We start from the raw sequence: 26,445 nt of genomic DNA on the forward strand, positions 1-26,445 counted from the left end.
CCCTGGGGGCTTGGCCGCGGCATCCATGCCGCGGACACCCCCGCAACCGGACCCACCCCGCCTTCGACAGATCTCTGCGGTCTGTGGATCCACGCCATTCGTGGATGAATCTCTGACAGATAACGAAACAATCGGGGGTCAGTTCCGTTTTCCAAAGGAAAACGGATCTGACCCCATGACCACATGCCGCACCAGGATCAATCCAACCGTCACCGGGAAACTGTCGAAGGCGGGGCGGTGTGGGCTGGCAGGACCGTTGGCGCCATGGATGGCGCCATCGAGCCCCCAGGGGTGAGGGCGCTTTGCTTGCGAAGCACTGCTTCGCAAGCGCCCGAACGCACAGCCGCCAGCGGCTGGGCCGGACCCCGGAAGGGGGGTTTACGGCGTGTCCTGCCAGCCCACACCGCCCCGCCAAGCCACAGACAACCCAGAGCCGCTTTGGCTTTGGCTTTGGCTGTTGCCGGCCAGCGGCCGGCACTACCGCAGGTGCAGGGCGCAGCCCTGCCGACCCACCCTTCCCCTGCGCACGAAAACGATTTCACTGATTTCAGCAAACCGTCATCCCTTCGCCACGCCAGTACCATATTGCGCAGCAGCATGCGCCCACGGGCGACCCGTGCTAAAAATCGCCCGCCCATCGCTTAGATCGATCCAAGAACGACATTGCGATGGCCCGGAGTTTGGGGGAGCAGCAACAGGACGTACCAGGCCACACGCGCGGTGCTCTGCCACCCACATGGCGACAGCCGCAAAGTCACTTCAAATTAGATCGATTCAAGTTGTCCGTGCCACGTCACCGGATCAATCCAGGAGAGAGGGAGAGATGGGAATGAAGCATTCAATACGTACGCATGGCCAGGACGCACTGTCGTTGGCCATCGCGCTGGCATTGGCCGCCGCCGTCATTCCGGCTGGCGCCGCCGCGCAACAGGCCACGTCTACCGGCGCGCCGGATGCCACCACTCTGGACAGCGTCCAGGTCACCGGCTACCGCTACGCCATCGAAAAGAGCCTTGAGCAGAAGCGCGACGCCAACGCCGTTGTCGAAGTGATCACCGCCGAGGACGTCGGCAAGTTCCCCGACAAGAACGTGGCCGACGCACTGCAGCGCGTGCCCGGCGTGGTCATCACCCGCAGCGGTGGTGAAGGCAAGAGTGTCAGCGTGCGCGGCCTTGCGCCGGACCTGACCCTGACCCAGTTGAATGGCAACTACGTGGCCACGTCGGAAACCAACGACGAAGCCACCCGTTCGTTCAACTACACCCTGCTGCCGTCGAACATGCTGTCCAGCGCCGAGCTGTTCAAGTCGCCGGAAGCACGCATCGACGAAGGCGGCATCGGCGGCACGGTCATCCTGCACACCCGCCGTCCGCTGGACATGGAGTCCAACTCGGGCTTCGTCACGCTCGAGGGCACCTCCTCCGATACCCACCACGATATCGACCCGCAGGCCTCGGCCCTCTATTCGTGGCACAGCAAGGATGAGCGTTTCGGCGTGCTGGTCGGCGTGACGCAGCAGAAGCGCACGACCCGCACCATGGAAGCCAGCACCGAGGACTACCAGTGGTACGGCGCCGGCAGGGCACGCGACGCCTATGGCAACGTGCAGCAGCAGGATGGCATCCACTACTGGTGGGGCAAGTCCGGCTTCAACAACCAGACCGGCGGCAACTACAGCGACTTCTTCATGCCGACCTCGGTCAACTTCGCGGTGAAGGAAGAAAAGCGCGAGCGCAAGGGCGGCCAGCTGACCTTCCAGTTCAAGCCGGTCGACAACGTCACGATGACCGCCAACTACTTCCGCTTCGAGCTGCAGGGTGACTACACCCAGAACATGCTGAAGATTCCGGAATGGAGCATGGCGCGCTACAACCAGGACGGCAACTGGGCCGGAGGCCGCCTTCTCAATGGCCTGGACTTCGATGCCAGCGGCAACACCGTCACGGGTGCCCAGTTCGAAAAGCTGGCTGGAAAGACCTACTACTGCAGCGAAGACCAGGCCAAGGCCGCCGGCCTCAAGCCCGGCGGCTGGGGCCCGGACGACTGCACGATTCCGACACCGCAGCTGACCGGTGGCTACAGCAAGGAAAAGGCGCTGTCGCAGACCGCCGACCTGACCATCGACTGGGACATCAGCCCGCTGTGGAAGGCCTCGTTCACCGGTGGCCGCACCTGGTCCGAAGGTGGTCCGTCGATGAACTTCCGCATGTCGGCCAAGCCGCGCCGCAAGGTCGGCAACGACTACCTGTCCGGTAACCAATACAGCGCATGGGACCTGACCGGCACGCCGTCTGCCACCTTCTCGCCCGACCTGCAGCAGCAGTTGATGAACGGCATCGCCGAAGTCGACACAGGCTCGACCGATTCGTCGTGGAAGCGCACCGAGGTCAAGCAGAACTACTTCCAGGCCGACGTGACCAAGCTGTTCGAGTCCGGTTGGCTGGATTCAATCCAGTTCGGTGCCAAATACCGCGACGGCAAGGTGCACCGCAACACCGGCAACACCTACTGGGTGTGCCCCGGCCGTGACCCGGCCGACTATGACAACAGCCGCTACCAGAGTGGCTGCGATCCGACTGCCGGCGATGCGCAGCCCGGCTTCTTCCTGTCCAATCCGATCAGCAACATTGCCGGTGGCTTCAATGCCAACGTGTTCCCGGGCATCAACTACCCGGCGTACATCGACTATCTGAACAAGACCTACGGTGGTTCGCACAACCGTACCGAGGAAGACTTCGTCTACAACGTCAACGAGAAGATCTACTCCGGCTACTTCCAGGCCAACTTCCGCACCGAGCGCGTGCGCGGCAATGTCGGCGTGCGCGTGGTGCGCACCAAGCAGTTCGCGCAGTCTTCCGACTCGATCGAGAAGTTCAACGACTACTTCCTGGACAACGCGTCCGGCGCGCCGATGGCGTGCACCGACCCCGCCGCTGCGGCCTACCCGACCTACAGCTGCGAGAGCGGCTTCGTGCGCCTGCCGCATGACCTGGCGCAGAGCAAGACCTACAGCCTGATCGGCGTGGACCGCACCTACACCGACGTGCTGCCGAGTTTCAACATCGCATGGGACATCACCGACACGCTGGTGCTGCGTGGTGCCGCATCGAAGGTGATCGCCCGCCCTGGCTACACCGACATCGCAGCACCGGGCGCACTGAGCTACTACAGCGAGGAGTACGTCAATGATCGCCGCGTTGCCGGTGGCGCATCGACCGCAGGCTGGGTCGGCCAGGGCAGCAACAAGCAGCTGGAGCCGTTCAAGGCCACCCAGTTCGACCTGGGCCTGGAGTGGTACTTCCAGCCGGGCGCGGTCGCCGGCGTCAGCCTGTTCCGCAAGAACGTGGACAACTTCACCCTGCCGGTGGTGCGCGACACGCCCATGGTCATCAACGGTGAAGCGGTGAACGTGCAGCGCTACGAGACCCAGGCCAATGGCCGCGATGGTGTGTCGCAAGGCGTCGAGCTGTATGGCCAGTACACCTTCGATTTCGGCTTCGGCGTGCAGGCCAACTACACCTACAACGACACCAACCTGGCTTCCATTGTTCTGGACGGGCAGGAAATCGGCTCCTCGCCGCTGGTCGGCAGCGCCAAGAACCAGGCCAACGTGACGGTCTTCTACGAGAACGAGAAGTTCCTCGCGCGCGCTTCGTTCAACCGTCGCGGCCAAGTGGTCGGCGGGCTCAACAATGGCCTCACCGTCTACACCGAACCGTATGACCAGCTGGATCTGAATGTTGCCTACAACCTGACCCCGGACTGGACCCTGACCGCCTCGGTGATCAACGCCACCAAGTCCGAGCAGCGCGTGCACCTGGGAAGCGACACCAAGGCACGCCTGATCTCCAATACCTATGCAGGCCGCCAGCTGTACTTCGGCGCTACCTGGAAGTTCTAAGGCAACACCGGGTTGCCCGGGCGCGCCCCGGTGCAACCCGCGCCCCGCCCTGGCGGGGACGTTCCTCCACGGCAGCCGCGCTGGTACAGGCGGCTGCCGTTTTTTTTGCCGCCTTGCCTGTCGTTCAGCCCGGCACTTGACCCTGCCATCGTTGGAAGGTGCACACTGACTCCACCCCAAGAGCACCCAAGGAGCTACGGATGGAATTCCATGTTGAAGGCATGACCTGCGGCGGTTGCGCGCGCAGCGTGACCAAGGCGATCGAACTGGTCGATCCGCAGGCCAGCGTGCAGGCAGATCCGGCCAGCCGCCGAGTGCAGGTGCAGACCTCGGCCAGCGAAGCGCAGATCGTGGCGGCACTGACCGATGCCGGCTTCCCGCCGCGTACTGCCTGATCCACTGTCCTGTCCCATTCTGAAAAGCCCGCCGGGTACTACAGCACCCGGCGGGCTTTTTCATGCATGCGATATCGAGTCAATGCTTGTGCGTACGCCGCCGCACCGCACCAGTCTTCGCGGTATCGACCGGTACCAGCGTCCCATTGTCCTCACCCAACCGCTCCAGGATCGGGCACTCCGGGCGCTCATCGCCCGCGCAGCAGCTGATCAGCGACTTCAGCGTGTCGGCCATCTGCCGCATGTGCTCGATGCGTTGCTCCAGATCGGCGATGTGCTGCTCGGCCAGGTGCTTGACGTCGGCGCTGTGCCGCGAGGTATCGTTCCAGAGGCCGAGCAGATCGGTGATCTCGGCCACTTGGAAGCCCAGATCGCGTGCGCGGCGGATGAAACGCAGGCGGTGGATGTCCGCCTGCGAATACGCCCGGTAGCCCGACTCGGTTCTATCAGCGGCGGGAATCAGGCCGATCTGTTCGTAGTAGCGGATCATTTTCGCCGACACGCTGGAGGCTTTGGCGGCTTCACCGATGTTCATGGGTATTCCCTTCAATGAGTGACGGCGGCGGCATCCGCCATCGGTGGCTGGAAGCGGCGCAGGCGCAGCGCATTGCCCAGCACGAACACGCTGGACAGGGCCATCGCACCGGCCGCGAACACCGGTGACAGCAGCACGCCCCAGACCGGATACAGCACGCCGGCGGCCACCGGAATCAACGCGGTGTTGTAGGCAAAGGCCCAGAACAGGTTCTGCCGGATGTTGCCCAGCGTCGCCTTCGACAACGCAATGGCATTCGGCACACCCTGCAGGTTACCCGACATCAGCACCACGTCGGCCGATTCCACCGCGATATCGGTACCGGTTCCGATCGCCAGGCCGACATCGGCCTCGGCCAGTGCCGGCGCATCGTTGATGCCGTCGCCGACGAAGGCGACATGGCCATGTGTGGTCTTCAAGCGGCGCACCGCCTCGACCTTGCCTTCCGGCAGCACCTCGGCCACCACTTCGTCGATGCCGAGCTGGCGCGCGATCGCCTGCGCGGTACCAGCGTTGTCACCGGTGATCATCGCCACCTTCAGGCCAAGCTGATGCAGTGCCGCGATCGCGGCCGGCGTGCTCGGCTTGATCGGATCGGATACCGCGATGATTGCGGCCAGGCGACCGTCAATGGCGGCATACAGCGGCGACTTGCCCTGGGTGCCCAGCTCTGCCGCCAGCGCCGCAAACAAAGTGATGTCCACGCCCAGATCGCGCATGAAGCGATCGGCACCGACCTCCACCCGCGCACCATCAACGCTGGCACGCACGCCCATGCCGGTGACCGATTCGAAATCGACCATCGACGGCAGTGCAATGCCCTGTTCAGTGGCTGCATCGACGATGGCGCGGGCGATCGGATGTTCAGAGCGCGATTCCACTGCAGCCACTGTCGCCAACACTGTGCTGCGATCGAAGCCGTCCGTGATCTCGAAGTCGTTCAGGCGCGGGCGACCCTCGGTCAGCGTGCCGGTCTTGTCCACCGCCACCACCTGCGCATCCTTCAGCAGCTGCAGCGCTTCGCCCTTGCGGAACAGCACGCCCATTTCGGCGCCACGACCGGTCCCCACCATGATCGAGGTCGGCGTGGCCAGGCCCATCGCGCACGGGCAGGCAATGATCAGCACCGCCACCGCATTGACCAGCGCGAAGCTCAGCGCCGGCGACGGGCCGAAGATCAGCCAGACTGCGAAGGTCGCCAGCGCGGCCAGCATCACCGCCGGCACGAACCACAGCGTGACCTTGTCAACCAACGCCTGGATCGGCAGCTTCGAGCCCTGCGCCTGTTCGACCATGCGGATGATCTGCGCCAGCAGGGTCTGCGCGCCCACCGCCGTCGCACGTACCGTCAGTGCGCCCTTCTGGTTGACCGTACCGCCCACCACGCTGCTGCCCGGCTGCTTCTCAACCGGAATCGGCTCGCCGCTGATCATCGATTCGTCGATGTAGCTGCGGCCTTCAACCACCTCGCCATCGACCGGCACACGCTCGCCTGGCCGCACTTCCACCACGTCGCCGCTCTGCACTTCATTGACCGGGATATCGACGGTGCGGCCGTCACGGATCACGTGGGCGACCTTGGCCTGCAGGTTGACCAGGCGCTTGATCGCCTCCGAGGTACGGCCCTTGGCGCGCGCTTCGAGGAAGCGGCCGAGCAGGATCAGTGCGACGATTACCGCCGCCGCTTCGTAGTAGACGTTCACCGTCCCCGGCGGCAGCAGCCGCGGTGCAAAGGTCGCGACCACCGAATAGCCGAACGCCGCAGCGGTGCCCACCGCCACAAGCGAATTCATGTCCGGTGCAAGGCGCAGCAGCGCCGGGAAGCCCTTCTGGTAGAAACGGCGACCGGGGATGGCCAGCACCAGGAGCGTCAGTGCGAACTGCAGGTACCAGCTGGCCTGCATGCCAATCGTGGCCATCACCCATTCGTGCATGCCGGGAATCAGGTGCGAGCCCATCTCCAGCACGAACACCGGCAATGCCAGCGCAGTGGCCACGATCAGGTCGCGCTTCAGTTCGGCACGCTCGGCATCCTTCTTTTCTACGGCCTCGTCATCGGACTGCACACCCGCCTCGATTACGTGTGCGTCATAGCCGGCCTTGTCGATGGCGGCGACCAGCGTCGCAGCATCCGCCACGCCACGCACCGTGGCGCGCTCGGTGGCCAGGTTGACGCTGGCCTGGCTCACGCCTGACACCGCCAGCAGCGCGCGCTCCACGCGGCCCACGCAGGAGGCGCACGTCATGCCTTCCACGGCCAGTTCAACGGTGGCGGCAGGTACGTCGTAGCCCACCCGCTCCACCGCCTGGATCAGCGCGGCCCGATCGACCGGGCCGGACGGGCGGATATCCGCGCGCTCGGTGGCCAGATTGACCGAAACACTGCCCACACCTTCGACCCTGGACAGCGCCGCCTCGACCCGGCCGACACAGCTGGCGCAGGTCATGCCCTCGATGGGCAGGCTGATGGTGGCAGGACTTGCGGAGGCGGCAGCGGCGCGGGGCGTGCTCATGATCGGATTCCCGGGGTTCCTTCTGGATGCGGACAGGCTAAACCTTGCCATCGTGGGAAGGTCAAATCCAGCCTGTCCGCATGCCTGAAGGGGGCGCCGCCCCCGGCGTTCCGTTTCCGCATCCACGCATGGCGTGGATCTACCGGCGAGGTCGGTCTCTTCAGAACGTGAACACATACTCCAATGCGAGCTCACGGCCGACCGCGCTCAGCAACCGGGTCGGGGCGAAGTCATAGTCCAGCTTGTACGGATCCTTGTGGTTCCAGCTGGCGGAGTTGAAGGCGTTGTTGACGTACACGTTTACCTTCGCGTGTTCGGTCACCTGGTAGCCCACGTTGAAGTTCCAGGTGATGAACGGCCCCACTCGACCGTAGTAGCGCGCCGTCTGCTGCCCGGCATTGGGGTTCGGGTTCGGCGAGCCATCCGGACGCGTTGCCGGCTCCAGGCAGTTCAGCGACGGGCTGTCGCTGGGCACGTAGCCATCGGCGAACGGCAGGCAGCCGCCGGGGTTGTCCAGGCGGTCGGTGCCCCAGTGGTAGCGCACGCCCGGCACCGAGCCCACGCGGTCGGCATAGACATTGGCATTCCAGTTGCCGCGCTGCCAGGCCAGGCTCGCGCGCAGCTTGCTGCGCAGGTCGCGGTCGCGGCGTTCCGGGTTCGGGTCGTTGGCGTAGCGCTGTTCCTTGGTGGAGATCTGGTTGGTGTAGTTCACACCCAGCTGGAAGCTGCCCCATTGCGCGGTCTCCAGACGGTAGCGCGCGGTCAGGTCGACGCCACGCACTTCGCGGCTGGCCAGGTTGAACGGGCCGCGCTCGATCGACACCAGGCGCCCGTTGCTGTCACGGTTCACGCGCGCCAGGATGCCGGCGCAGTAGTCGCCACCGGCCGGATTGGCCCATGGCGTGCCATCGATGTTCTTGCCGGTCAGGCAGCCGGCCTCGCTGGCCAGCACCTCGTCGGCGCCGACGTCGACGATCATGTCTTCCAGCTTGATCGCCCAGTAGTCGGCGCTGACCGACAGGTTGGGCATCACGTCCCAGACGAAGCCGACCGTCCACGAATCACCGGTTTCCGAGCGCAGCAGCGGCGTGCCACGGCGGTTCACGTCGAAGGTGTACCAGACATCGGTGTTGCCCACGCCACAGTTGTTGACCAGGTAGGCACCGCTCTGGATGCAGCGCAGGCGATCATAGGTCTGCACTTCGGAACTGCTCGGCTGGCCCAGCAGGTAGTGCATGTCCGGCGCGTGGAAGCTGGTGGCATACGAGCCACGCACCAGCAGCGATTCGACCGGGCGCCATTCCAGGCCGACGTTCCAGGTGGTTTCCTTCTGGCTGCCGATATCCAACGCTTCACTGCTGTCATCGGCCTTGTAGTTGCCATAGCGGTCGTAGCGTGCGGCCGCGGTGGCCGTCACGCTCTCCAGCAGCGGGATCTTGAACTCGACGCCCGCTGAATACCGGGTGCGCTCGCCACCACCGCGGTCGACGTTCTGCAGGTCGAAATCGATGCCGGCGCGTGGGTCCGGGCTGAGGTGGTAGCCCTGCTGCGCGACTTCAGCTACCGCTGCGAACGAGATCGGGCCTGCCCAGCCCTGGAACAGCTCGCCGGTGATATCCGCAGAGGCCTGGTTGACCCACGATGACGCGCGGTTCCTGGCCACCGTGCCCATCTGCCAGTATTGGTCCGGCGTGAGCGGATTCCACCAGCGCGATTCGTTCAACGCGTAGATCGCCTCGCCATCGGGGGTGGTGCCCAGGCGCGGGCCGAGGAAGTAGTCGTACGACTTCTGCTCGTCCACCACGTTCTGCCGTTCTTCCACGCGGTAGTAGGAACGGCCCACCGAGGCGCTCCAGTCGAAGCGATCGGCAAGGCGGCCACGCAGGCCTGCGCTCCAGTCCCAGGACAGCTCGCGGTTGGTGTTGCGCAGGGTATCCAGGCCACCGACTTCGTTCGGAGTGAACTGGCGCACGCCCAGGATCGGGCGGTTGCGGTTGGCATCCCAGTAATAGCCGTTGTTGTCGTCGATCAGCGAGACGCTGGGCGGATTGGTGCCCCAGATCGCTTCGGAGTGGTATACCGCCAGGTTGGTCCAGGCCTGCAGGTCGCTGCTGAAATCGAAGGTGGCGTAGAGGTTGCCGGAAACATTCTCGGCGCCGCCGGTGAGCAGCCAGTTGGCGTAGTCGGCGCTCATGCCGCACAGGCGGCCGGTGTTGGTGATGGTGTTGGTAGCGTAGTTGTAGACCAGCCGATCGGCAGTGTAGTACTCGCCGTCGAACTTCTCGCAGGTGCCTGCAGGCGGTGCCAGGCGCTGGCCGTTGGTCGGGTCGATCAATGCCAGGCCCGAGGTGGGGCGGAAGCCGACCTTGCGCTGCTCCATGTTCCAGGAGGGATACGGTGCGTCGTCGGCGTCGTCCATCTGCGGTCGGTCGCGTCCGAACAGCGGATCGCGCTTGGTGTACTGCAGCGCGTAGGTCACGCTCCAGTTGTCGCCGGTCTTGCCGCCGGCCCAGGACAGGTCCCAGGTATCTCGTCCACCTTCTGTGGAGGTACCGCCACGCACGCGCACTTCGTCGCCGTCGTAGTTGGTCTTGAGGATGACGTTGACCACGCCGGCGATCGCATCCGAACCGTAGATGGCCGAGGCGCCGCCGGTCAGCACTTCAATGCGCTCCACTGCTGCGGCCGGAATGTTGCCGTAGTTGGAGAAATTGGTTTCGCCGCCGTAGGGCAGCGGGTAGTCGGCCACACGGCGGCCGTTGACCAGCAGCAGAGAACGGTTCGGGCCCATCCCGCGCAGGTTCAGGCCACTGGCGTTGGGCGTGTGCGAGCCCCATTGCGAGGCGGCTTCAACGGTGCCGGTCGCTTCGGTGAGCGTCTTCAGCGCGTCATACACGCTGACGAAGCCCTCTTTCTGGATCTGCTGCGCGGTGATCACGTTGACCGGGGCCGGGCCTTCGACACTGGCGCGCTTGATGCGCGAGCCGGTGACGGTGACCGCGTCGAGATCCTTGGTAGACGAGCTTGAGGCTTGCTGCGCATTGGCAGCCAGGGGAAGCAGGGCCAGGATCAGGGCCTGGGACAGCAGGTGGCGACGCTTGTGGACGATCTGAGCCATGGTGGTTGCTCTTCGAAGATGTGGACGCACGGGCGGACGGTGGCGCGGCACTACGACGGATCCAGGCGCTTGGATCGGTTCACGACCGATATGGCACCTCCCCTGTGGATCGATCCAAACTAAAGCACAGCTGAACCACGCCCGGCATGCGGCGGCGCAGCAACAGCCGGCGGAATGCCGCTAGCGGCCACCGACATCCATAACAATCAAATAGTTGCGACACATCACTGAGAGAACGGCGCACGAAGTAGTGACACGATCACGACAACCGCGCGCGGAACGGTTTTGTCCGCCCTCAGCGATTCCCCTCACCCGATCGAGTCGGGACGAAGCGGTCATTTCGGAGCGCGTAATGGCTCGACGTATCGCCTCCGGGTCCGATACCCCACCACTCGATGGAGAACCCGTCCCCCTGCCAGATGACCGAGGAAAAGTCGGATTCACTGTTGGATCGCCCTGAGTTCTGGCTCACCAGAGACAGGGTTTCAAGGCAGCTGCTGATCAACACCCTGCCGCGCTCAATGGGCTTCGGCAGGGTCAATTCGTAGACGAACAGATGGATCTCGCGCCCAGCGCCACAACGTCCCATCGGGTTGGAAGCGTTTGAATCGAACACCTGATACAGCGCGCGAAAGCGCTTCTCCCCGATCCGATGTACGCGCGTGTCGAGGAACGCGCCCCGCGCGGTTGGCTCAAGCCTCACACCAACCATTTCGGGGTCAACCTGCAGGTCCTTGTCGGCAGTCACCTCCCGCACCCACTCCGGTGCATGCCCTTCACGTGCGCCGATTGCAATGGCTGGCACCACGCAGACAAGCAGCAGGAACAGTCGAAACATGCGGGAGTTCGTTGGCGAACGACGGTATGAACCACTATCGGCAATCACCGACTGCGCCGCCATGCGACGGCGCACCAGCGTATCCATTTCAACGACTTGGCCTGCCGCCCCAGCCGTTCGAACGTGCTGTAAGCGTCACTTCTTCGGCCGCAACGATGGGCAGGCCCGGGGTCGGAGCCATTCTGCGAAGGGATCCGACCCCGGGGCCCAAAGAGCAGCCGAGCGTGGGCTCGGCTCTACATAAGAAGCGGGCTACCTTGCGCCGTCCAGCGCCTGCCGCAGCGCGGCAACAGTGGCGGTGGCGGTCTGGCTCCAGTCCAGGTCCAGCCCGCGCAGCGCCGGGTTCTGGAACTGCATCACCGACCGGCGCAGGCCCTTGGCTGAGGCGTGCAGTTCGGTGCAGCCGGTCCGTCGCGCAACGGCGGCGATATTGGCCGGGCCCAGCCCCGCGCCGGCCATCACACTGATGCGTCCCTTCGCTTGGGTCACCAGGCCCGCCAGCACTTCGGCACCGGCCTCGGCGCTGACTTGCCCGCCCGAGGTCAGCACGCGCTGGCAGCCCAGCCCGATCACCTGTTCCAGCGCTGCCGGCAGGTCGCGGGCCGCATCGAAGGCGCGATGGAAGGTCACCTGCAACGGCCCGGCGGCCTGCACCAGTTCCCGGCACAGCACCAGGTCGATGCCGCCCTGCACGTCCAGCGCACCGATCACCACGCCATCGCAGCCCAGCGCGCGGCACTGCGCGATGTCACGCAGCATCAGTTCGGTTTCCAGCGCGTCGTAGTGGAAGTCGCCCGGGCGTGGCCGCACCAGCACGAACAGCGGAATCGACAGGCGTTCGCGGGCAATCGCGATGCTGGCGAAGGACGGCGTGGTGCCGCCCTCGGCCAGGTTGTCGAACAGCTCGATGCGGTCGGCGCCGCCGGCCTGCGCGGCCAGTGCCGAAGCCAGCGAATTGCTGGCGACCTCCAGGGTCAGCCGCGTGCTCACGCCTGGCTGCTCGTGTAGATCGACGGCGAGTCGCGCAGGTCATCCTGGCGCTGCGCATCGCACACCGCGTAGACGAAGCCGCGATGCAACGCGCAGGCGCCGACCTCGCCCTGCTTGTTCATGGCCAGGAAGCACACCTGCAGGGTCTTGCTCGCCTCCGGCCGCTTGCGCACCACACGGTCGATCGCTTCGCGGCAGGCCTGTGCCGGCGAGCGCCCCTGGCGCATCAGTTCGACCACCAGGAACGAAGCGGCGTTGCGGATCATCTCTTCACCCACGCCCGAAGCAGTGGCCGCGCCCACGTCGTTGTCGACATACAGGCCGGCACCGATAATCGGGCTGTCGCCGACCCGGCCGTGCAGCTTCCAGGCCATGCCGCTGGTGGTGCAGGCACCGGCAAGGTGGCCCTTGGCATCCAGCGCCAGCATGCCGATGGTGTCGTGGTTGTCGCTGTTGCCAGGAATACCACGGCGCTCGGCGTTGATCTGCGGCTGATACTTCTCCGTCTTCAGCCACTCGCGCCAGGCCGCTTCGGCCTGCGGCGTCAGCAGGTGCTTGCGCTCGAAACCCTGCTGCATCGCGAACTGCTGCGCGCCCTCGCCCACCAGCAGCACGTGCGGGCTGTTCTCCATCACTTTGCGGGCCACCGACACCGGATGCAGGATGTCGACCAGCGCGGCCACTGCGCCACAACGGCCATCGCCATCCATGATGCTCGCGTCCAGGCTCAGCACGCCGTCGCGATCGGGGTTGCCACAATGGCCGACGGTGGGGTTGCACAGCTCGCTCTCGGCCCAGCGTGCGCCTGCTTCCACCGCATCCAGCGCGCTGCCGCCCTGCGCCAGTACCTTCCACGCGGCCTGGTTGGCCGGTACGCCGAAGTCCCAGGTCGAAACCACCCTGGCCCCACCCTGCGTGCGCGCCTGCACGCCCGGCAAAGCCGCCATGCCTGCAGCCAGTGCACCGGCCTGCAGTAACTGCCTGCGATCCACCATCTTCCCCTCCCAGTCTGCAATGCACGGCCGGCACGATGCCGGTCATGCCGATCAGTCGTGCGTGGGCTGCCGTGCGGCGTGCCAGACCGCTGCGCCGAGCACGCCCAACTGGCCGTGCTCCACGCGCCATACCGGCACTTGGCGCAGCACCTCGGTCAGCACGCCTTTGTTGAGGAAGCGCTCACGGAAGCGGCCATCGGCCAGGAAATCCTGCACATGCGCGGAAATACCTCCGGCGAGGTACACCGAGCGCGCACCGACGGCGATCGCTGCGTCGCCGGCCAGGCTGCCCAGCCAGGCGCAGAACACCTGCAGCGTCTCCACCGCCAGCGCGTCTTCACCGCTGCGGGCGGCACCGATCAGTGCTTCGGTACTGGTCCACACCGGGGTGACGCCGCGCAGCTCGCACAGGCACGGGTACAGGTTCATCAGGCCACTGCCGGACAGCACGCGCTCGTTGTCCACGTGCGCCCAGCGCTGCAGCAGTTTGCCCAGCACCTGCAGTTCCAGCGCGTTGCCGGCGCCGAGCGCGGCATGGCCGATCTCGCTGGCCAGCACCGGGCGCTCGCCATCGGCGAAACGCAGTGCCGCGCCCAGGCCGGTACCGGCGCCCAGCACCAGCGCCGGGAACGCCTGCGCCGGGTCAGCATCGCCGTTCAGTGGCACCAGAGTGGCAGGCTGCAGGTACGGGATGGCCAGCGCCACCGCTTCGAAATCATTGATCAACTGCAGCTCATGCAGCCCGGACTGCGCGCGGGTGGCCGACAGCGAGACCGTCCACGGCAGATTGGAATTGATCAGTACATCGCCATCGAGCAGGCCGGCGATGGCGACCACCGCGGTCTGCACCGGCTGGCCGAGGCCAGCGGTGAAATCAGCAAGGATCGCCGCCAGGCTGGGGTGCTCGGCGCAGGCATAGGTGCGGTGGCTGCCCAGCCGTGGTGCGTGGCCGGGTTGCGCTTCAGCCAGCGCCAAACGGGCGAAAGTGCCGCCGACATCGGCGACAACGAGACTGCGCGGAAGACCGCCGCGGGCGGAGTCGGTGGAAACCGTGGACGCTGCTGCGATGGTCACGCTGGCCTGGCCTGCTTGGATCGATTGAATCGCCTCGATTCTCAGGCATCGGGGCGGCTTTGCCTAGCGCGCCGGCGGTTCAGGTTGGCCTACATGCCTTCCTGTTCGGCCACCTGCACGCCATCCACCAGCACGCGCAGCCGCTGCGGGCGGAAGCCGGCAAACAGCAGCGGCCGGGTGCGCTCGACCAGCACTTCGTGGCCGGCGATGTGGCGCAGCCACGACTGTACCAGCGAGAACGAGAAGTGCGTGCCCGGATGCAGCGGATGCTGCACCCAGACCTTCTCGGTGGCGCTCTGCAGCAGCATCGCGCCGGTGAACCAGTGGCGGCTGAGGGTCACCGGCGTGGTGCCGGCCATGAAGCGGATATCCATGCGGGGTCCTTTCGCTGGAGAGGCCTTGCGGCGTGTCAGGGCTGGGCCGTCTGCAGGCTGTAGCGGGTGGTGGCGGTGAACACCGCGCCATCGGGCTGGGTGGAGCGTACCTCGACCTTGTGGCTGCCCACGGCCAGGTCGGTCGGCAGCGCGCCACGCCACAGGTGCGGCGACGCGGTGGCCTCCGGCGAGCGGTCGTAGCCACGCAGGCTGTCAGCCAGATCGTCGGCCACGTTCTCCACCATCAGGCGCGGGTCGGGCTGGCTGACCTGCTTCATCGGCTGCCAAGCGCCGCCATCAACGCGGTACTCAACCACGCTGGCATCCTCACCCATGTAGACGTTGGCATAGATGCCCCACGCCGGGTAAGCCCCCTGGCGCAGCACTTTCGGCGCATGCAGGCCGATCTGCTCGCTGGCCGGCTTGCCGGCCACGCGGTACTGCAGGCGATAGCTGCCGTTGCCGGCCACGTCGAGCAATGCGTAGCCCTTCGGCGTGCCATCACTCATGGTGCTGTCCGGCACGCCGGCGGCATCCTTCACCCCCGACCAGAACGCGCCGCAGTTGGCGCCGACGTTGTACTCGTGCAGCGGCTTGTCGCCGTTCCAGCCTTCGGTTTTGCTGTGGTAGACGTGCTGCTGGGTGTGGCTGTGGCCACTGAGCACCAGCACATTGCGGAAGTCCTTGAGCAGGTCGAACAGGCGCTGGCGGTCGGCATGGCGGAAGGTCTCGCGCCCTGGCGCCGCGTCGAACAGCGGGATGTGCATGCCCAGCACCAGCAGGCGGTCTTTGTGCAGGCCCTTCAGGTAGCTGGCGAGGAAGGCGAACTGGTCTTCGCGCAGGCCGCCGATGTACTTCGGCCTGGCCTTGGGGTCGTACACCACGTCGTCCAGGAACACGAAACTGGCGCCGCCCTCTTCCACCGCGTAGGTGTCCGGACCGTAGATGTTGCGCCAGCTGTCCAGCGAGTGTTCGTCGCTGGCCGCATCGAAATCGAGGTCGTGGTTGCCCGGCACATGGAACCACGGCACGCCAAGTCCGGTGGTGACCTTGTTGATCGCCGGGTAGAGAGTCAAGTCATCGTTGACGATGTCACCCAGGGTGGTGCCCATGCGCGCCTTGGTCTGGCCGACCAGCGGCGCCACGATCGACTGCTGGTAGTAGCCGATGTCCTTCAGGCTCGCGGTCTGGGAGTCGGTGAACACCAGCATCTGGAAGCCGCGCCGACTGTCATGGCGATCCGACTGCAGGGCGAAATCCCAGTTGCGGGTGACGTCGCTGGTCGCGGGGATGCCGCCGTACTTCAACGCCGGCGAACCGTTCGGGCGATAGTGCCGCCAGAACGAAGGCAGGCCGTCGGCCGCTTTCGGGAAGGAATACGCATCAGGCTTGATCACGAATACGGTCTGGCCGTCGCGCACCGGCAAGCTGTAGCTGCCGTCAGCGGCAGTCTTGACGATGGTCTCGCCGTTGGAAACCTGCACCCCGGCCAGGCCCGGATCGGTCGCACCGCGGCCAGGCTTGCCGTCACGCTCCAGATACACCTTGCCGCTGACCACGGTGTCCGCAGCCCAGGCCGGCGAGGTCAGCAACAGGCAGCACAGCCAGGCGGCAGGCAGTTTCATGGGAGGCATCCGGCAGAAAGAGACGCGGTATTGTAGAGCCGAGCCACGCTCGGCTGCATTGCCGGCGGGTCGTGCCGGCTGCTGGCCGGCAAGCCCTAGATGCCCGAAGATGATGAGGTTGCCGGCCAGCGGCCGGCACTACCGCACTTCAACGATGGCGTTTTTCCAGTACCGCGCGCGCATCATCCAGCGACAGCCCGCGCGCGCGCAGCAGCACCAGCAGGTGGTACAGCAGGTCCGACGCCTCGCCCAGCAATGCCTCGTCATCCTGCGCCACGGCGGCCAATGCGGTCTCCACGCCCTCCTCGCCCACCTTCTGCGCGATACGGCGGATGCCGCCCTCGAACAGGCTGGTGGTGTAGCTGCCCGGCGGGCGTTGCGCCTCACGCATCGCCACCAGCTGGCCCAGCCCGCCCAGGAAATCCTTCGGCGCCTGGTCAAAGCAGCTCTCTGCACCGGTGTGGCAGGTTGGCCCCGCCGGCCGTGCCATCACCAGCAAAGTATCGGCATCGCAGTCGACGCTGATCGACTGCACCACCAGCACGTTGCCGGACTGCTCGCCCTTGGTCCACAACCGCTGCTTGCTGCGGCTGAAGAAGGTCATGTGGCCGATGGCCAGCGTGGCCGCCAGCGATTCGGCACTCACATAGCCCAGCATCAGCACCTGCAGGGTGTCGGCATCCTGAACCACGGCCGGCAGCAGGCCGTCGCCCTTGCTCCAGTCCAGCGCCTGCAATGCGTCCAATGATGGCCTGACTTCAATAGACATCCCGCACCTCGATCTGCTGTCCGCGCAGGTAGCGCTTCAATTCTGGAATGGCGATCGCGCCGCTGTGGAACACGCTCGCCGCCAGTGCACCATCGACGTCGGCCTGGTCGAAGGCTTCTGCGAAATGTTCCATCGCACCGGCGCCACCAGAGGCGATCAGCGGCACCTGGCACAGTGCCCGCGCCTGCTGCAACTGTGCGACATCGTAGCCGCGGCGCACGCCATCGCTGTCCATGCAGTTCAACACGATCTCGCCGGCTCCACGCCGTTGCGCTTCGACGATCCAGTCGAGCGTGCGCAGCGGCACCGCCTGGGTTTTGTCCGGATCGCCGCTGAAACGACGCACCCGCCATTGCCCGTCGGCCTCGCGCACCGAATCGACCCCCACCACAACGCACTGCACGCCGAACTCGTCCGCCAGCTCGGTGATCAGCTCCGGCCGGCCCAGCGCCGGCGAATTGATCGACACCTTGTCGGCACCGGCGAACAACACGCGACGCGCGGTTTCCACACTGTCGATGCCACCGGCCACGCAGAACGGAATGTCGATCAGCCGCGCGATGCGCTCGATCCAGGTAACGTCGACCGAACGCGCCTCGGGGCTGGCGCCGATGTCATAGAACACCAGCTCGTCCGCCCCCTGGTCGCGATAGCGCTGCGCCAACTCGGCGATGTCGCCCATGTCGACGTGATCTCGGAAGCGCACGCCCTTGACCACCCGGCCATCGCGCACGTCCAGGCACGGAATGATGCGCCGGCTCAACATGCCAGTGCCTCCGACAGGTCCATGCGCTGCTCCAGCAGCGCCTTGCCAAGGATCGCGCCACCGCAGCCTGCACGTCGCGCTTCGGCAACGTCGGCCACGTCACGGATGCCGCCGGACGCCTGCACCGCCACGCCCGGCAGCAATGCCGACAGGTGCTGGTAGAGGCCGATGTTGGGCCCAGCCAGCATGCCGTCGCGGGCGATGTCGGTGCACAGCAGGTGGCGCATGCCGGCGCGTGCGTAGCGCTGAGCCAGAACGTCCAGGGTCACCCCGGCGTTCTCGGTCCAGCCGTGCACCGGCAGCTGCCACTGGCCCTGTGCATCCTGGCGGGCGTCAAGCGCAATGGTGATGCGTTCGGCGCCGAATTCCTCCAGCCAGCCGACCACTTCATCGGGGCAGCGCACCGCCAGCGAACCGACCACCACGCGGCAGGCGCCAGCATTAAGGATGCGCGCCACGTCGTCCCGACCGCGCACGCCACCGCCGGTCTGCACCTGCAGCGGCGTCTGCGCACGGATCGACGCGAGCAGCGGCGCAAGGGTGTAGCCACCGGCACGCGCAGCGTCCAGATCGACCAGATGCATCCACTGCGCACCCTGCGCGGCGAAGGCCTGCGCGCGTGGCAACGGATCATCGCCATACGAGGTTTCCTGCGCGTAGTCGCCCTGGCGCAGCCGCACCACGCGGCCGTCGCGGATATCCAGCGCGGGGTAGACGATGAAACTCATGCAGCCGTGCCCTCGAGGAAGTTGCGCAGCATCAGCGAGCCGGTCTCGCCGGAGCGCTCGGGGTGGAACTGTGCGCCGTAGTAACGCCCCTGCTCCACCACGGCAGTGAACAGGCCGCCGTGGTCGCAGGCAGCGACGGTGTGGGTATTGAGCGGCGCCGCATAGCTGTGCACGAAGTAGGCGCTGGCACGCTCCGGCACGCCGCGCAGCAGCAGCGATTCGCGCAGTGGCAGCAGCCGGTTCCAGCCCATGTGTGGCACCCGGATGCCGCAGGCCGGCACCAGCTTGCGCACCACGCCGGGAATCAGCCCCAGTGTCTCCACACCCGCTTCCTCGGAGCGCTCGAACAGCAATTGCATGCCGAGGCAGATGCCCATCAGCGGTACCTCCAGTCGCTGCAGCGGTTCCACCAGGCCCTGCGCGTGCAGGCGCTGCATGCCGGGACCGGCGGCGCCGACACCGGGCAGGATCACCCGCTGCGCGCCGATCAGGCCGGCCGCATCGCGCACCAGCCGCACCGTCGCACCCAGACGCTCCAGTGCATAGCGCACCGAGCCCAGGTTGGCACCGCCGGCATCGATCAGCGCAACGTCACTCACAGCGCCCCCTTGGTGGTTGGCAACGCCGTGCCCTGCCGGGCCAACGCCGGCCGCAGCGCGCGTGCCAGCGCCTTGAAGCAGGCCTCCACCTTGTGATGGTCGTTGTCGCCGCGTACCTGCAGGTTGAGGTTCAGGCCGCTGGCATCGCACAGCGAGCGGAAGAAATGCGGCACCAGCTCGGTCGGCATGTCGCCCACGCGCTCGCGCTTGAACTCGCCCTCGAACACAAAGTAGGGCCGGCCGCTGAAATCCAGTGCGGCGCTGGCCAGCGTCTCGTCCATCGGCAGGGTGAAGCCGTAGCGGCCAATGCCGCGCTTGTCGCCCAGCGCCTCGCGCAGGGCCTGGCCCAATGCGAGCCCGGTGTCTTCAATGGTGTGGTGCTCGTCGATGTGCAGGTCACCCTCGGCCCGTATGTCCAGCGCGAAGCCACCGTGCTTGCCGATCTGCTCCAGCATGTGGTCGAAGAACGGCAGTCCGGTGGAGATGCGCGCATCGCCCGCACGATCCAGATCGAGTTCTACGCGAATCTTCGTTTCTTTCGTATTGCGCTGGACCACGGCGGTACGCGGCGCGTCGGCCAGCGCGTGGGCGATGCCCGGCCAGTCCCACTGACCACCGAACTGCGCGGTCCGCAGCTGGAAGCCACGGATGTTGAGGTTCTCGGCGAACTGCAGGTCGGTGATGCGGTCGCCAACCATGCCCGAGCGCGCCCAGTCGATGCTGCGGTCCTGCAGGTAGGCGGTCATCAGGCCGATGCCCGGCTTGCGGGTCGGCGCATTGTCCTGCGGCCAGCTGCAGTCGATCAGCACGTCACGGAAAGTGATGCCCTGACTCTCGAAGATCTGCAGCATCAGGTCGTTGGGGCCATCGAAGCTGGCGCGCGGGTAGCTGTCGCTGCCGAGGCCATCCTGGTTGGTGACGATCACGAACTGGTAGCCGGCGTCACGCAGCTTCAGCAGCGCCGGGATCACCTGCGGCACGAAGCGCAGCTTCTCGTAGGCGTCGATCTGGAAGTCGGACGGCTCCTCGATGAGGGTGCCGTCGCGGTCGATGAACAGGATCGGGGTCATGCTGCGGCCCTCCGCGCCGACAGGGCCGCAAGCACGCGGTCATTCTCTTCTGGGCTGCCGATGCTGATGCGCAGCGCATCACCCAACTGCGGCGCGGCGCGCTGGTCCCGCACCACCACGCCCGCAGCCAGCAGCGTATCGAACGCGGCCTGGGCATCGGTGAAGCGGACCAGCAGGTAGTTGCCGGACGAGACGTACACCCGGCGTACACCGGGCAGGCTGGCCAGTGCCGTTCGCAGGCGCTCGCGTTCGGCGATGACCGTGGCCACGCGTTCGGCGGTGCGTGCCAGCGCGGCCGGCTGCAAGGCCTGCACGGCCAGCTCGGCGCACGGGGTCGGCACCGGGTACGGCGCCTGGCAACGACGCAGCACGGTAATCAGTTCCGGGGCGCCGATCAGCGTTCCAATACGAGCGGCCGCGAGCGCGTGTGCCTTCGACAGCGTGCGCAGCACCGCCAGGTTGGCGTGCGCGGCCAGCAACGTGGTCGCCGACGGCCGCTGCGCGTACTCGACATAGGCCTCGTCCACCACCACCAGCGCCTGCCCGCGCAGCGCAACCACCACGCGCTCGACTTCATCCAGGGCGATATCACTGCCGGCCGGGTTCGACGGGGCGCACAGGAACACCAGCTTGGCATTGCGTGCCCTGGCGGTGTCGATCACCGCATCCAGGTCGGCGCGCAGGCCATCCTCGCTGTCCACCAGCGGCACTTCAATCAATGCGGCGCCCTGCAGGCGTGCGCAGACGGCGTACATGCCGAACACCGGCGGCGTGACCAGCACGCCGTCGCGGCCCGGCACGCACAGCGCGCGCACCAGCAGATCAATGGCCTCGTCGCTGCCGCGGCCGACCAGCAGCTGCTGTGGCGTCACGCCGTACAGCGCCGCCAAGCCTTCGCGCAACGCCAACGGTTGCGGCTCCGGATAGCGCCGGCTGCTGCCAGCCGCGTCGGCCGTATTGGCCCAGGCGGACTCGTTGGCGTTCAACCAGACCTCGCCCTGCACCGCTGCGCTGCGTGCCGAGCTGTAGCCGGCGAACGCCTGCAGATCCGGGCGCACCAGCGCCAGCACCTCCTCGACAGCCGCGCTCATGCCGCCACCTCCATGCGCAATGCCACCGCACGCTCGTGGGCATCCAGGCCTTCGGCGCTGGCGATGATGCGCGCGCAGCCGCCGATCGCGGCCAGGCCGGCGGCACTGGCGCTCTGCACGCTGATCAGGTTCTGGAAGCTGGCAACGCTGACGCCACTATAGGCACGCGCGGCACCGGCGGTCGGCAGCACGTGGTTGGTGCCGCTGCAGTAGTCGCCCAGTGCTTCGGGGGTGTAATCCCCCAGGAACACCGAGCCGGCGGCCTGCACCTTGTCCAGCCACGCGCGCGGATCACGCAGGGCCAGGATCAGGTGCTCGGGTGCATAGCGGTTGCTGATCGCGAAGGCCTCGTCCAGCGAATCGACCTGGATCAGGCGCGAGGCCGACAAGGCCTGGCGCGCGATCTGCTGGCGCGGCAACAAGACCACCTGGCGCTCCACCTCGGCTTCGACCGCGGCCAGCATCGCGGCATCGTCGGTCAGCAGCAGTACCTGCGAATCCGGGCCATGCTCGGCCTGCGACAGCAGGTCGGCGGCGACGAACGCCGGATTGGCGCCAGCATCGGCAATCACCAGCACTTCGGAGGGACCGGCCGGCATATCGATGGCGGCGGCGCCATCCTGCGCGACCTGCTGCTTGGCTTCGGTCACGAAGCTGTTGCCCGGCCCGAACAGCTTGTCACAGGCCGGAACGCTGGCGGTGCCATAGGCCATCGCAGCGATCGCCTGCGCGCCGCCCAGCTTGAACACGCGCTGCACGCCGGTCAGCCGCGCCGCCACCAGTACGGCCGGGTCTGCGCTGCCATCGGCTCGCGGCGGCGTGCACAGCACCACCTGCGGGCAGCCGGACAGCTGTGCCGGAACACCCAGCATCAGCGCGGTGGACGGCAGCGGCGCGCTGCCGGCTGGCACGTACAGGCCCACCCGGCCGATCGGACGCAGCATGCGTTCGCAGACTACGCCCGGCGCGGTTTCAACTGCGTATCCCTTGCCCATGCCGGCGGCGTGGAAGCGGGCGATGCGCTCGGCCGCGTCCACCATGGCCTGGCGCAGTTCGCCGGGTACGGCGGCTTCGGCCGCAGCGAACTCGGCTTCGCTCACTTCAAAGGACGACAGTTCGACACCATCGAAACGCGCGGTGATCGCACGCAGCGCGTCGTCGCCCTGCGCGCGCACCTGTGCAATCAGCGTCGCCACCGCGTCGCGGGTCTGCTGCGCCACGGTCTGCACCGGGCGGGTCAATGCCGCGCTGCGCGCGGCCTCATCAAGTCGGGACCAGGTCAGACGGTTCATGCCAGCGACCGCTCCACGCTCAGTACCATCAGGCCCTGCGCGCCCGCGCGCTCGAGTTCCTCCATGCGCTGCCAGCTCAGCGGGCCGGGGCACATGGTCTGCAGGCGCAGCGCACCGCCATCGGCCGGCAACCGCACCAGCGGCTCGGCATCGGCCAGCAACTGCGCCAGCGCGTCGACGCGATCCTCGCTGGCGCGGAACATCAGCAGCTTGCGGTCCTGGCGCTGCACCACGCCGTCGAGGCGACGCAGCAGCATCGCGCGCAGCGATGCACGTGCATCATCCGGCACGCGCACCGCACCAGCCAGCACCGCCTCGCTGTCGAGGAGATTGTGTACCGGGGTCAACTGGTTGGCACGCAGCGTGGCGCCGCTGGACACCAGATCGCAGATCAGGTCGGCGGTACCCAGGCGCGGGGCGATTTCCACCGACCCGGACAGCTCGACCACCTGCGCGTCCACGCCCTGCTCGGCCAGCCACTGCGTGAGGATGGCCGGGTAGCTGGTGGCGATGCGGGTGCCGGCCAGCTGCGCCGGGCCCTGCCACTGCCATTCCTCGGGCACCGCCAGCATCAGCCGGCACTGGCCGAAGCCCAGCCCGCGCAGCGCCTGGTAGGCGTCGGGCAGGCCGCTCTGGCGACGTGCTGCGGCTTGCTCGTCCAGCTCGTTGCGGCCGACGATGCCGAGGTCGCAGACGCCGTCGGCGATCAGGCCGGGGATGTCGTCGTCGCGCACCAGCAGCAGGTCCACCGGCAGCGATTCGCCGTAGCAGAACAACTTGTCACGGCTCTCCCGCCAGCTCAGGCCACAGGCGCTGAGCAGGTTGCGGGCGGGCTCGGCCAGCCGGCCACTCTTCTGGATGGCGATACGCAGCCGGTCTCGCGCCGGCGCTGCCTGGGTTGCACTCATGGGGGAGGTCTCGAAGTTCGGAACGGGGCGCGGATCAGCGCGAAGCAAGGCGGTCGATGGCGGCGGCATAGCCTCGATGGCCATGCTCGAGCGTGCGCGCCACCCGTCCGGTGGTGGTCACGCTGACGCCGGTGCGCTCGTGGATCTCGCGGTACGGCACGCCCTGCTGCAGCAGCGGCACCACCTTCCAGCGGTCGGCCATGGCTTCCAGCTCGGCCGGAGTGCACAGGTCGCGCAGGAAGGCTTCCACCTGCTCCGGCTCGCGCAGGGCGGCAAAGGCCCGGGCCAGGGCTTCCAGGTCGGCCTTGGGGTCTTTGGCGGCAATCTCGGGGCGGGCTTTCACGGGGCTGTTTCCATGCATGAATGTAATAGCGCGTTAGTACATTAGCGCATTCTTGCGCAGCGCGTCAAATCTGGGGGAGGCTGGGCGGCGCTGCCCCTGCGCCAGCTGCATGCGAAGCAAGGTCAAATGCCAGGTTGCTGAAGGTTGGCGGGGGCGGATCCGTTTCTGGAGGAAAACCGCCCTGATCCCAGGCAATGGCAAAAAAAAACGCCCACCGGGTGGCGGGCGTTTTCGTGGCGTGGTGGCGCGCGGCCAACCGCCCGTTACATCACCTTCGACTGCTCCAGCTCGACCTGCAGGGTGCTGGCCAGCTCATCGCGGGAGACTTCGAACTGCTGCTCGCGCACCAGGTCCTTCACCGCCACCACGCCGCGCGCCAGCTCGTCTTCACCGGCCAGCACCACGAAGCGGATGCCCGCCTTGGCCGCGTACTGGAACTGCTTGCCGATCTTCTTCGGCTCCATCTGCACTTCGGTGTTGATGCCACCGGCGCGCAGGCGACGCGCGATGTCCAGCGACTGCGGCATGCCCTGCTCGTCCATCAGCGCCACCAGCGCCTGCACGCTGCTGGCCTCGATGCCATCGATCAGGCCAGCCTCGCGCAGCTGCCAGAACAGGCGCGACAGGCCGATGGAAATGCCCACGCCCGGCAGCTTCGACTTGCTGTAGTGGCTGGCCAGGTCCTCGTAGCGGCCGCCCGAGCAGATCGAGCCGATCTGCGGGTGGTCGGTCAGCGTGGTCTCGTAGACGGTGCCGGTGTAGTAGTCCAGGCCGCGCGCAATGGAGAAGTTCAGGCAGTATGCGGTTTCCGGCACGCCCAGCGCCTGCACCAGCTGCAGCACCTCGCGCAGTTCGGCCACGCCAGTGCGCAGGATCTCCGAAGAACCGGCGTCGGCTTCAAGGGCAGCCAACTGCGCGAGCGCATCGGCATGCCCCTGCGAACGCACGGCTACGAACGCCAGGATCCTCTCGACCTGTTCGGCCGGGATGTTGAAACCCTCGCCCACCAGCGTCTCGCGCACGTAATCGGCGCCGCGCTTGTCCAGCTTGTCCACTTCGCGCAACACCGCCAGCTGGCGCTCGCCTTCGGCCACGCCCAGGCTTTCGAAGAAGCCGCGCATCAACTTGCGGTTGTTCAACTGGATGTTGAAGTCACCGATGCGCAGTTCCGAGAACACGGCGTGGATGACCGCCAGCACTTCGGCATCGTAGCGAACGCTCAGGCTGTCCTTGCCGATCACGTCGATGTCGCACTGGTAGAACTCACGGAAACGGCCGCGCTGGGCACGCTCGCCGCGGTACACGCGCTGCATCTGGTAGCGACGGAACGGGAAGGTGAGTTCGTGTTCGTGCTCGGCCACGTAGCGCGCCAGCGGCACGGTCAGGTCGAAGCGCAGCGCCATTTCCGGCAGCGAACGGTCGCCCGATTCGGCCGCATTGGCCAGCGCACCGGTGGACTGCACGAAGTACACCTGGCGCTCGGTCTCGCCGCCGGACTTGGTCAGCAGCACGTCGGACAGCTCGAACACCGGCGTCTCCACCGGCAGGAACCCGAAGCGCTCGTAGTTGCGACGGATCACGTCCAGCATTCGCTGGAACGCAATCTGTTCGCGCGGCAACAGTTCAAGGGTGCCGGGCGGGGTACGGGGCTTGATCACGGGCGGAACTCCTGCTGGAACGGGACGTGGGAGGGGGCGACATTCTAGCGCCCCCGCCTCGGGCAGGGTCGAACGGCCGCTTGAAGTATCATAAGGCCCTCCCCGCCCGCGATACGCCCCCGCAACATGTCACGGCCTTCCGGCGCTCCGCCCGCCACCAACGATCCCGCCGCGCCGTCCTGCAACACGCTGGACTGCCTGCACTGCTCGGTTCGCCACCTTGCGGTGTGCTCGGCGCTGTCGCCCGATGAAGTGCAGGCACTGGAACAGGTCACCGTTTCCCAGCAGGTCAGCATGGGCAGTACCCTGGCCCGCACCGGCGAAGAGCGCGACCATGTCTATACATTGACCGCTGGCGCACTGCGACTGGTACGCACCCTGGCCGACGGCCGCCGCCAGATCAACGGTTTCGTGCTTCCCGGCGACTACCTCGGACTGAGTGGCAGCGACCATCACCGCTACGACATCGAAGCCATCGCCGACAGCCGCGTATGCCGCGTCGCGTTGCCGCAGATGAAGGCGCTGCGCAGCCGCTTCCCGCACCTGGAGCGCAAGCTGCTGCAGCGTGCCTGCCAGGAACTGGATGCCGCGCAGGACGCTGCACTGGCGCTGGCACGCCTGCAGCCGGCAGAGAAGCTGGCTGATTTCCTGCTGCGCCTGGCCGCGCGCGAGGCCAGGCTGGGTGGTGACGGCCTGCGCGTATCGCTGCCGATGGGGCGTGGCGATATCGCCGACCACCTGGGCCTGACCATGGAAACGGTCAGCCGCACCTTCACCAAGCTGCGCCAGCAGGGATTGATTGCCCTGCCCCATTTGAACGTGGTGGAGATCCTCGATGAGGATGGACTGCGCATGCTGGCCGG

Annotated in this window: 22 protein-coding genes; 3 read left to right on the plus strand and 19 right to left on the minus strand. The window is 66.6% G+C overall.

The window, feature by feature from the left end; genetic code table 11:
* Positions 1-823: 823 nt before the first annotated feature.
* Entirely contained in the window at positions 824-3,901 is a 3,078-nt protein-coding gene (locus N5C25_RS15885) for a TonB-dependent receptor (protein WP_071305715.1), read from the plus strand.
* 200 nt (positions 3,902-4,101) lie between these two features.
* The gene (locus N5C25_RS15890; RefSeq protein ID WP_021204511.1) at positions 4,102-4,296 is read left to right on the plus strand and encodes a heavy-metal-associated domain-containing protein; all 195 of its coding nucleotides are present in this window, start codon (positions 4,102-4,104) and stop codon (positions 4,294-4,296) included.
* A 79-nt stretch (positions 4,297-4,375) separates the two neighbouring features.
* On the opposite strand, the gene cueR is transcribed toward N5C25_RS15890, so the two are convergent.
* The 19 genes from cueR to hisS all read right to left on the minus strand — a co-directional run bounded on the left by cueR (position 4,376) and on the right by hisS (position 25,582).
* Positions 4,376-4,831 (minus strand): Cu(I)-responsive transcriptional regulator, encoded by a 456-nt coding sequence (cueR, locus tag N5C25_RS15895; RefSeq protein WP_058979984.1) that lies wholly within the window; start codon positions 4,829-4,831, stop codon positions 4,376-4,378.
* A gap of 11 nt (positions 4,832-4,842) precedes the next feature.
* Positions 4,843-7,344 (minus strand): heavy metal translocating P-type ATPase, encoded by a 2,502-nt coding sequence (locus tag N5C25_RS15900; RefSeq protein WP_279937255.1) that lies wholly within the window; start codon positions 7,342-7,344, stop codon positions 4,843-4,845.
* A gap of 160 nt (positions 7,345-7,504) precedes the next feature.
* Complete coding sequence (locus N5C25_RS15905) at positions 7,505-10,462, minus strand: TonB-dependent receptor (protein WP_279937256.1); 2,958 nt, start codon at positions 10,460-10,462, stop codon at positions 7,505-7,507.
* Between the two features lie 295 nt (positions 10,463-10,757).
* On the minus strand, positions 10,758-11,387 hold the full coding sequence (locus tag N5C25_RS15910; RefSeq protein WP_180878049.1) for a hypothetical protein: 630 nt from the start codon (positions 11,385-11,387) through the stop codon (positions 10,758-10,760).
* 165 nt (positions 11,388-11,552) lie between these two features.
* Positions 11,553-12,290, minus strand: coding sequence for a copper homeostasis protein CutC (locus N5C25_RS15915; protein ID WP_279937257.1), 738 nt, complete (start codon positions 12,288-12,290; stop codon positions 11,553-11,555).
* Positions 12,287-13,285 carry a N(4)-(beta-N-acetylglucosaminyl)-L-asparaginase gene (locus N5C25_RS15920; RefSeq protein ID WP_279937258.1) on the minus strand — a complete coding sequence of 333 codons (999 nt, stop codon included), beginning with the start codon at positions 13,283-13,285 and terminating at the stop codon, positions 12,287-12,289. The genes N5C25_RS15915 and N5C25_RS15920 overlap by 4 nt, the downstream gene beginning before the upstream one ends.
* A 51-nt stretch (positions 13,286-13,336) precedes the next feature.
* Positions 13,337-14,359 carry a glucokinase gene (locus N5C25_RS15925; protein WP_279937259.1) on the minus strand — a complete coding sequence of 341 codons (1,023 nt, stop codon included), beginning with the start codon at positions 14,357-14,359 and terminating at the stop codon, positions 13,337-13,339.
* 89 nt (positions 14,360-14,448) lie between these two features.
* Positions 14,449-14,733 (minus strand): hypothetical protein, encoded by a 285-nt coding sequence (locus tag N5C25_RS15930; RefSeq protein ID WP_005409434.1) that lies wholly within the window; start codon positions 14,731-14,733, stop codon positions 14,449-14,451.
* 35 nt (positions 14,734-14,768) lie between these two features.
* The gene (locus N5C25_RS15935; protein ID WP_279937260.1) at positions 14,769-16,358 is read right to left on the minus strand and encodes a calcineurin-like phosphoesterase family protein; all 1,590 of its coding nucleotides are present in this window, start codon (positions 16,356-16,358) and stop codon (positions 14,769-14,771) included.
* A 148-nt stretch (positions 16,359-16,506) separates the two neighbouring features.
* The gene (gene hisIE, locus N5C25_RS15940) at positions 16,507-17,127 is read right to left on the minus strand and encodes a bifunctional phosphoribosyl-AMP cyclohydrolase/phosphoribosyl-ATP diphosphatase HisIE (protein WP_012480037.1); all 621 of its coding nucleotides are present in this window, start codon (positions 17,125-17,127) and stop codon (positions 16,507-16,509) included.
* On the minus strand, positions 17,117-17,893 hold the full coding sequence (hisF, locus tag N5C25_RS15945) for an imidazole glycerol phosphate synthase subunit HisF (RefSeq protein ID WP_279937261.1): 777 nt from the start codon (positions 17,891-17,893) through the stop codon (positions 17,117-17,119). The genes hisIE and hisF overlap by 11 nt, the downstream gene beginning before the upstream one ends.
* Entirely contained in the window at positions 17,887-18,621 is a 735-nt protein-coding gene (gene hisA / locus N5C25_RS15950; protein WP_279937262.1) for a 1-(5-phosphoribosyl)-5-[(5-phosphoribosylamino)methylideneamino]imidazole-4-carboxamide isomerase, read from the minus strand. Before hisA ends, hisF begins: the two co-directional genes overlap by 7 nt.
* The gene (gene hisH, locus N5C25_RS15955) at positions 18,618-19,220 is read right to left on the minus strand and encodes an imidazole glycerol phosphate synthase subunit HisH (protein ID WP_279937263.1); all 603 of its coding nucleotides are present in this window, start codon (positions 19,218-19,220) and stop codon (positions 18,618-18,620) included. The genes hisA and hisH overlap by 4 nt, the downstream gene beginning before the upstream one ends.
* A complete protein-coding gene (gene hisB, locus N5C25_RS15960) occupies positions 19,217-20,290 on the minus strand; it encodes a bifunctional histidinol-phosphatase/imidazoleglycerol-phosphate dehydratase HisB (protein ID WP_279937264.1) in 1,074 nt (357 codons plus the stop codon). The genes hisH and hisB overlap by 4 nt, the downstream gene beginning before the upstream one ends.
* Positions 20,287-21,381 (minus strand): histidinol-phosphate transaminase, encoded by a 1,095-nt coding sequence (hisC, locus tag N5C25_RS15965; RefSeq protein ID WP_279937265.1) that lies wholly within the window; start codon positions 21,379-21,381, stop codon positions 20,287-20,289. The genes hisB and hisC overlap by 4 nt, the downstream gene beginning before the upstream one ends.
* Positions 21,378-22,673, minus strand: coding sequence for a histidinol dehydrogenase (hisD, locus tag N5C25_RS15970; RefSeq protein ID WP_279937266.1), 1,296 nt, complete (start codon positions 22,671-22,673; stop codon positions 21,378-21,380). Before hisD ends, hisC begins: the two co-directional genes overlap by 4 nt.
* Positions 22,670-23,581 (minus strand): ATP phosphoribosyltransferase, encoded by a 912-nt coding sequence (hisG, locus tag N5C25_RS15975; RefSeq protein ID WP_134735653.1) that lies wholly within the window; start codon positions 23,579-23,581, stop codon positions 22,670-22,672. Before hisG ends, hisD begins: the two co-directional genes overlap by 4 nt.
* A 34-nt stretch (positions 23,582-23,615) precedes the next feature.
* The gene (locus N5C25_RS15980) at positions 23,616-23,924 is read right to left on the minus strand and encodes a YerC/YecD family TrpR-related protein (protein WP_005416326.1); all 309 of its coding nucleotides are present in this window, start codon (positions 23,922-23,924) and stop codon (positions 23,616-23,618) included.
* Between the two features lie 263 nt (positions 23,925-24,187).
* Positions 24,188-25,582, minus strand: coding sequence for a histidine--tRNA ligase (gene hisS / locus N5C25_RS15985; RefSeq protein ID WP_279937267.1), 1,395 nt, complete (start codon positions 25,580-25,582; stop codon positions 24,188-24,190).
* A 126-nt stretch (positions 25,583-25,708) separates the two neighbouring features.
* Between hisS and N5C25_RS15990 the strand changes: the two genes are divergently transcribed.
* A partial coding sequence (locus N5C25_RS15990; protein ID WP_279937268.1) for a helix-turn-helix domain-containing protein occupies positions 25,709-26,445 on the plus strand: 737 nt, incomplete at its 3' end.

This window comes from Stenotrophomonas sp. GD03958, assembly GCF_029839005.1.
GTDB classification, from domain to species: Bacteria; Pseudomonadota; Gammaproteobacteria; order Xanthomonadales; family Xanthomonadaceae; genus Stenotrophomonas; species Stenotrophomonas hibiscicola.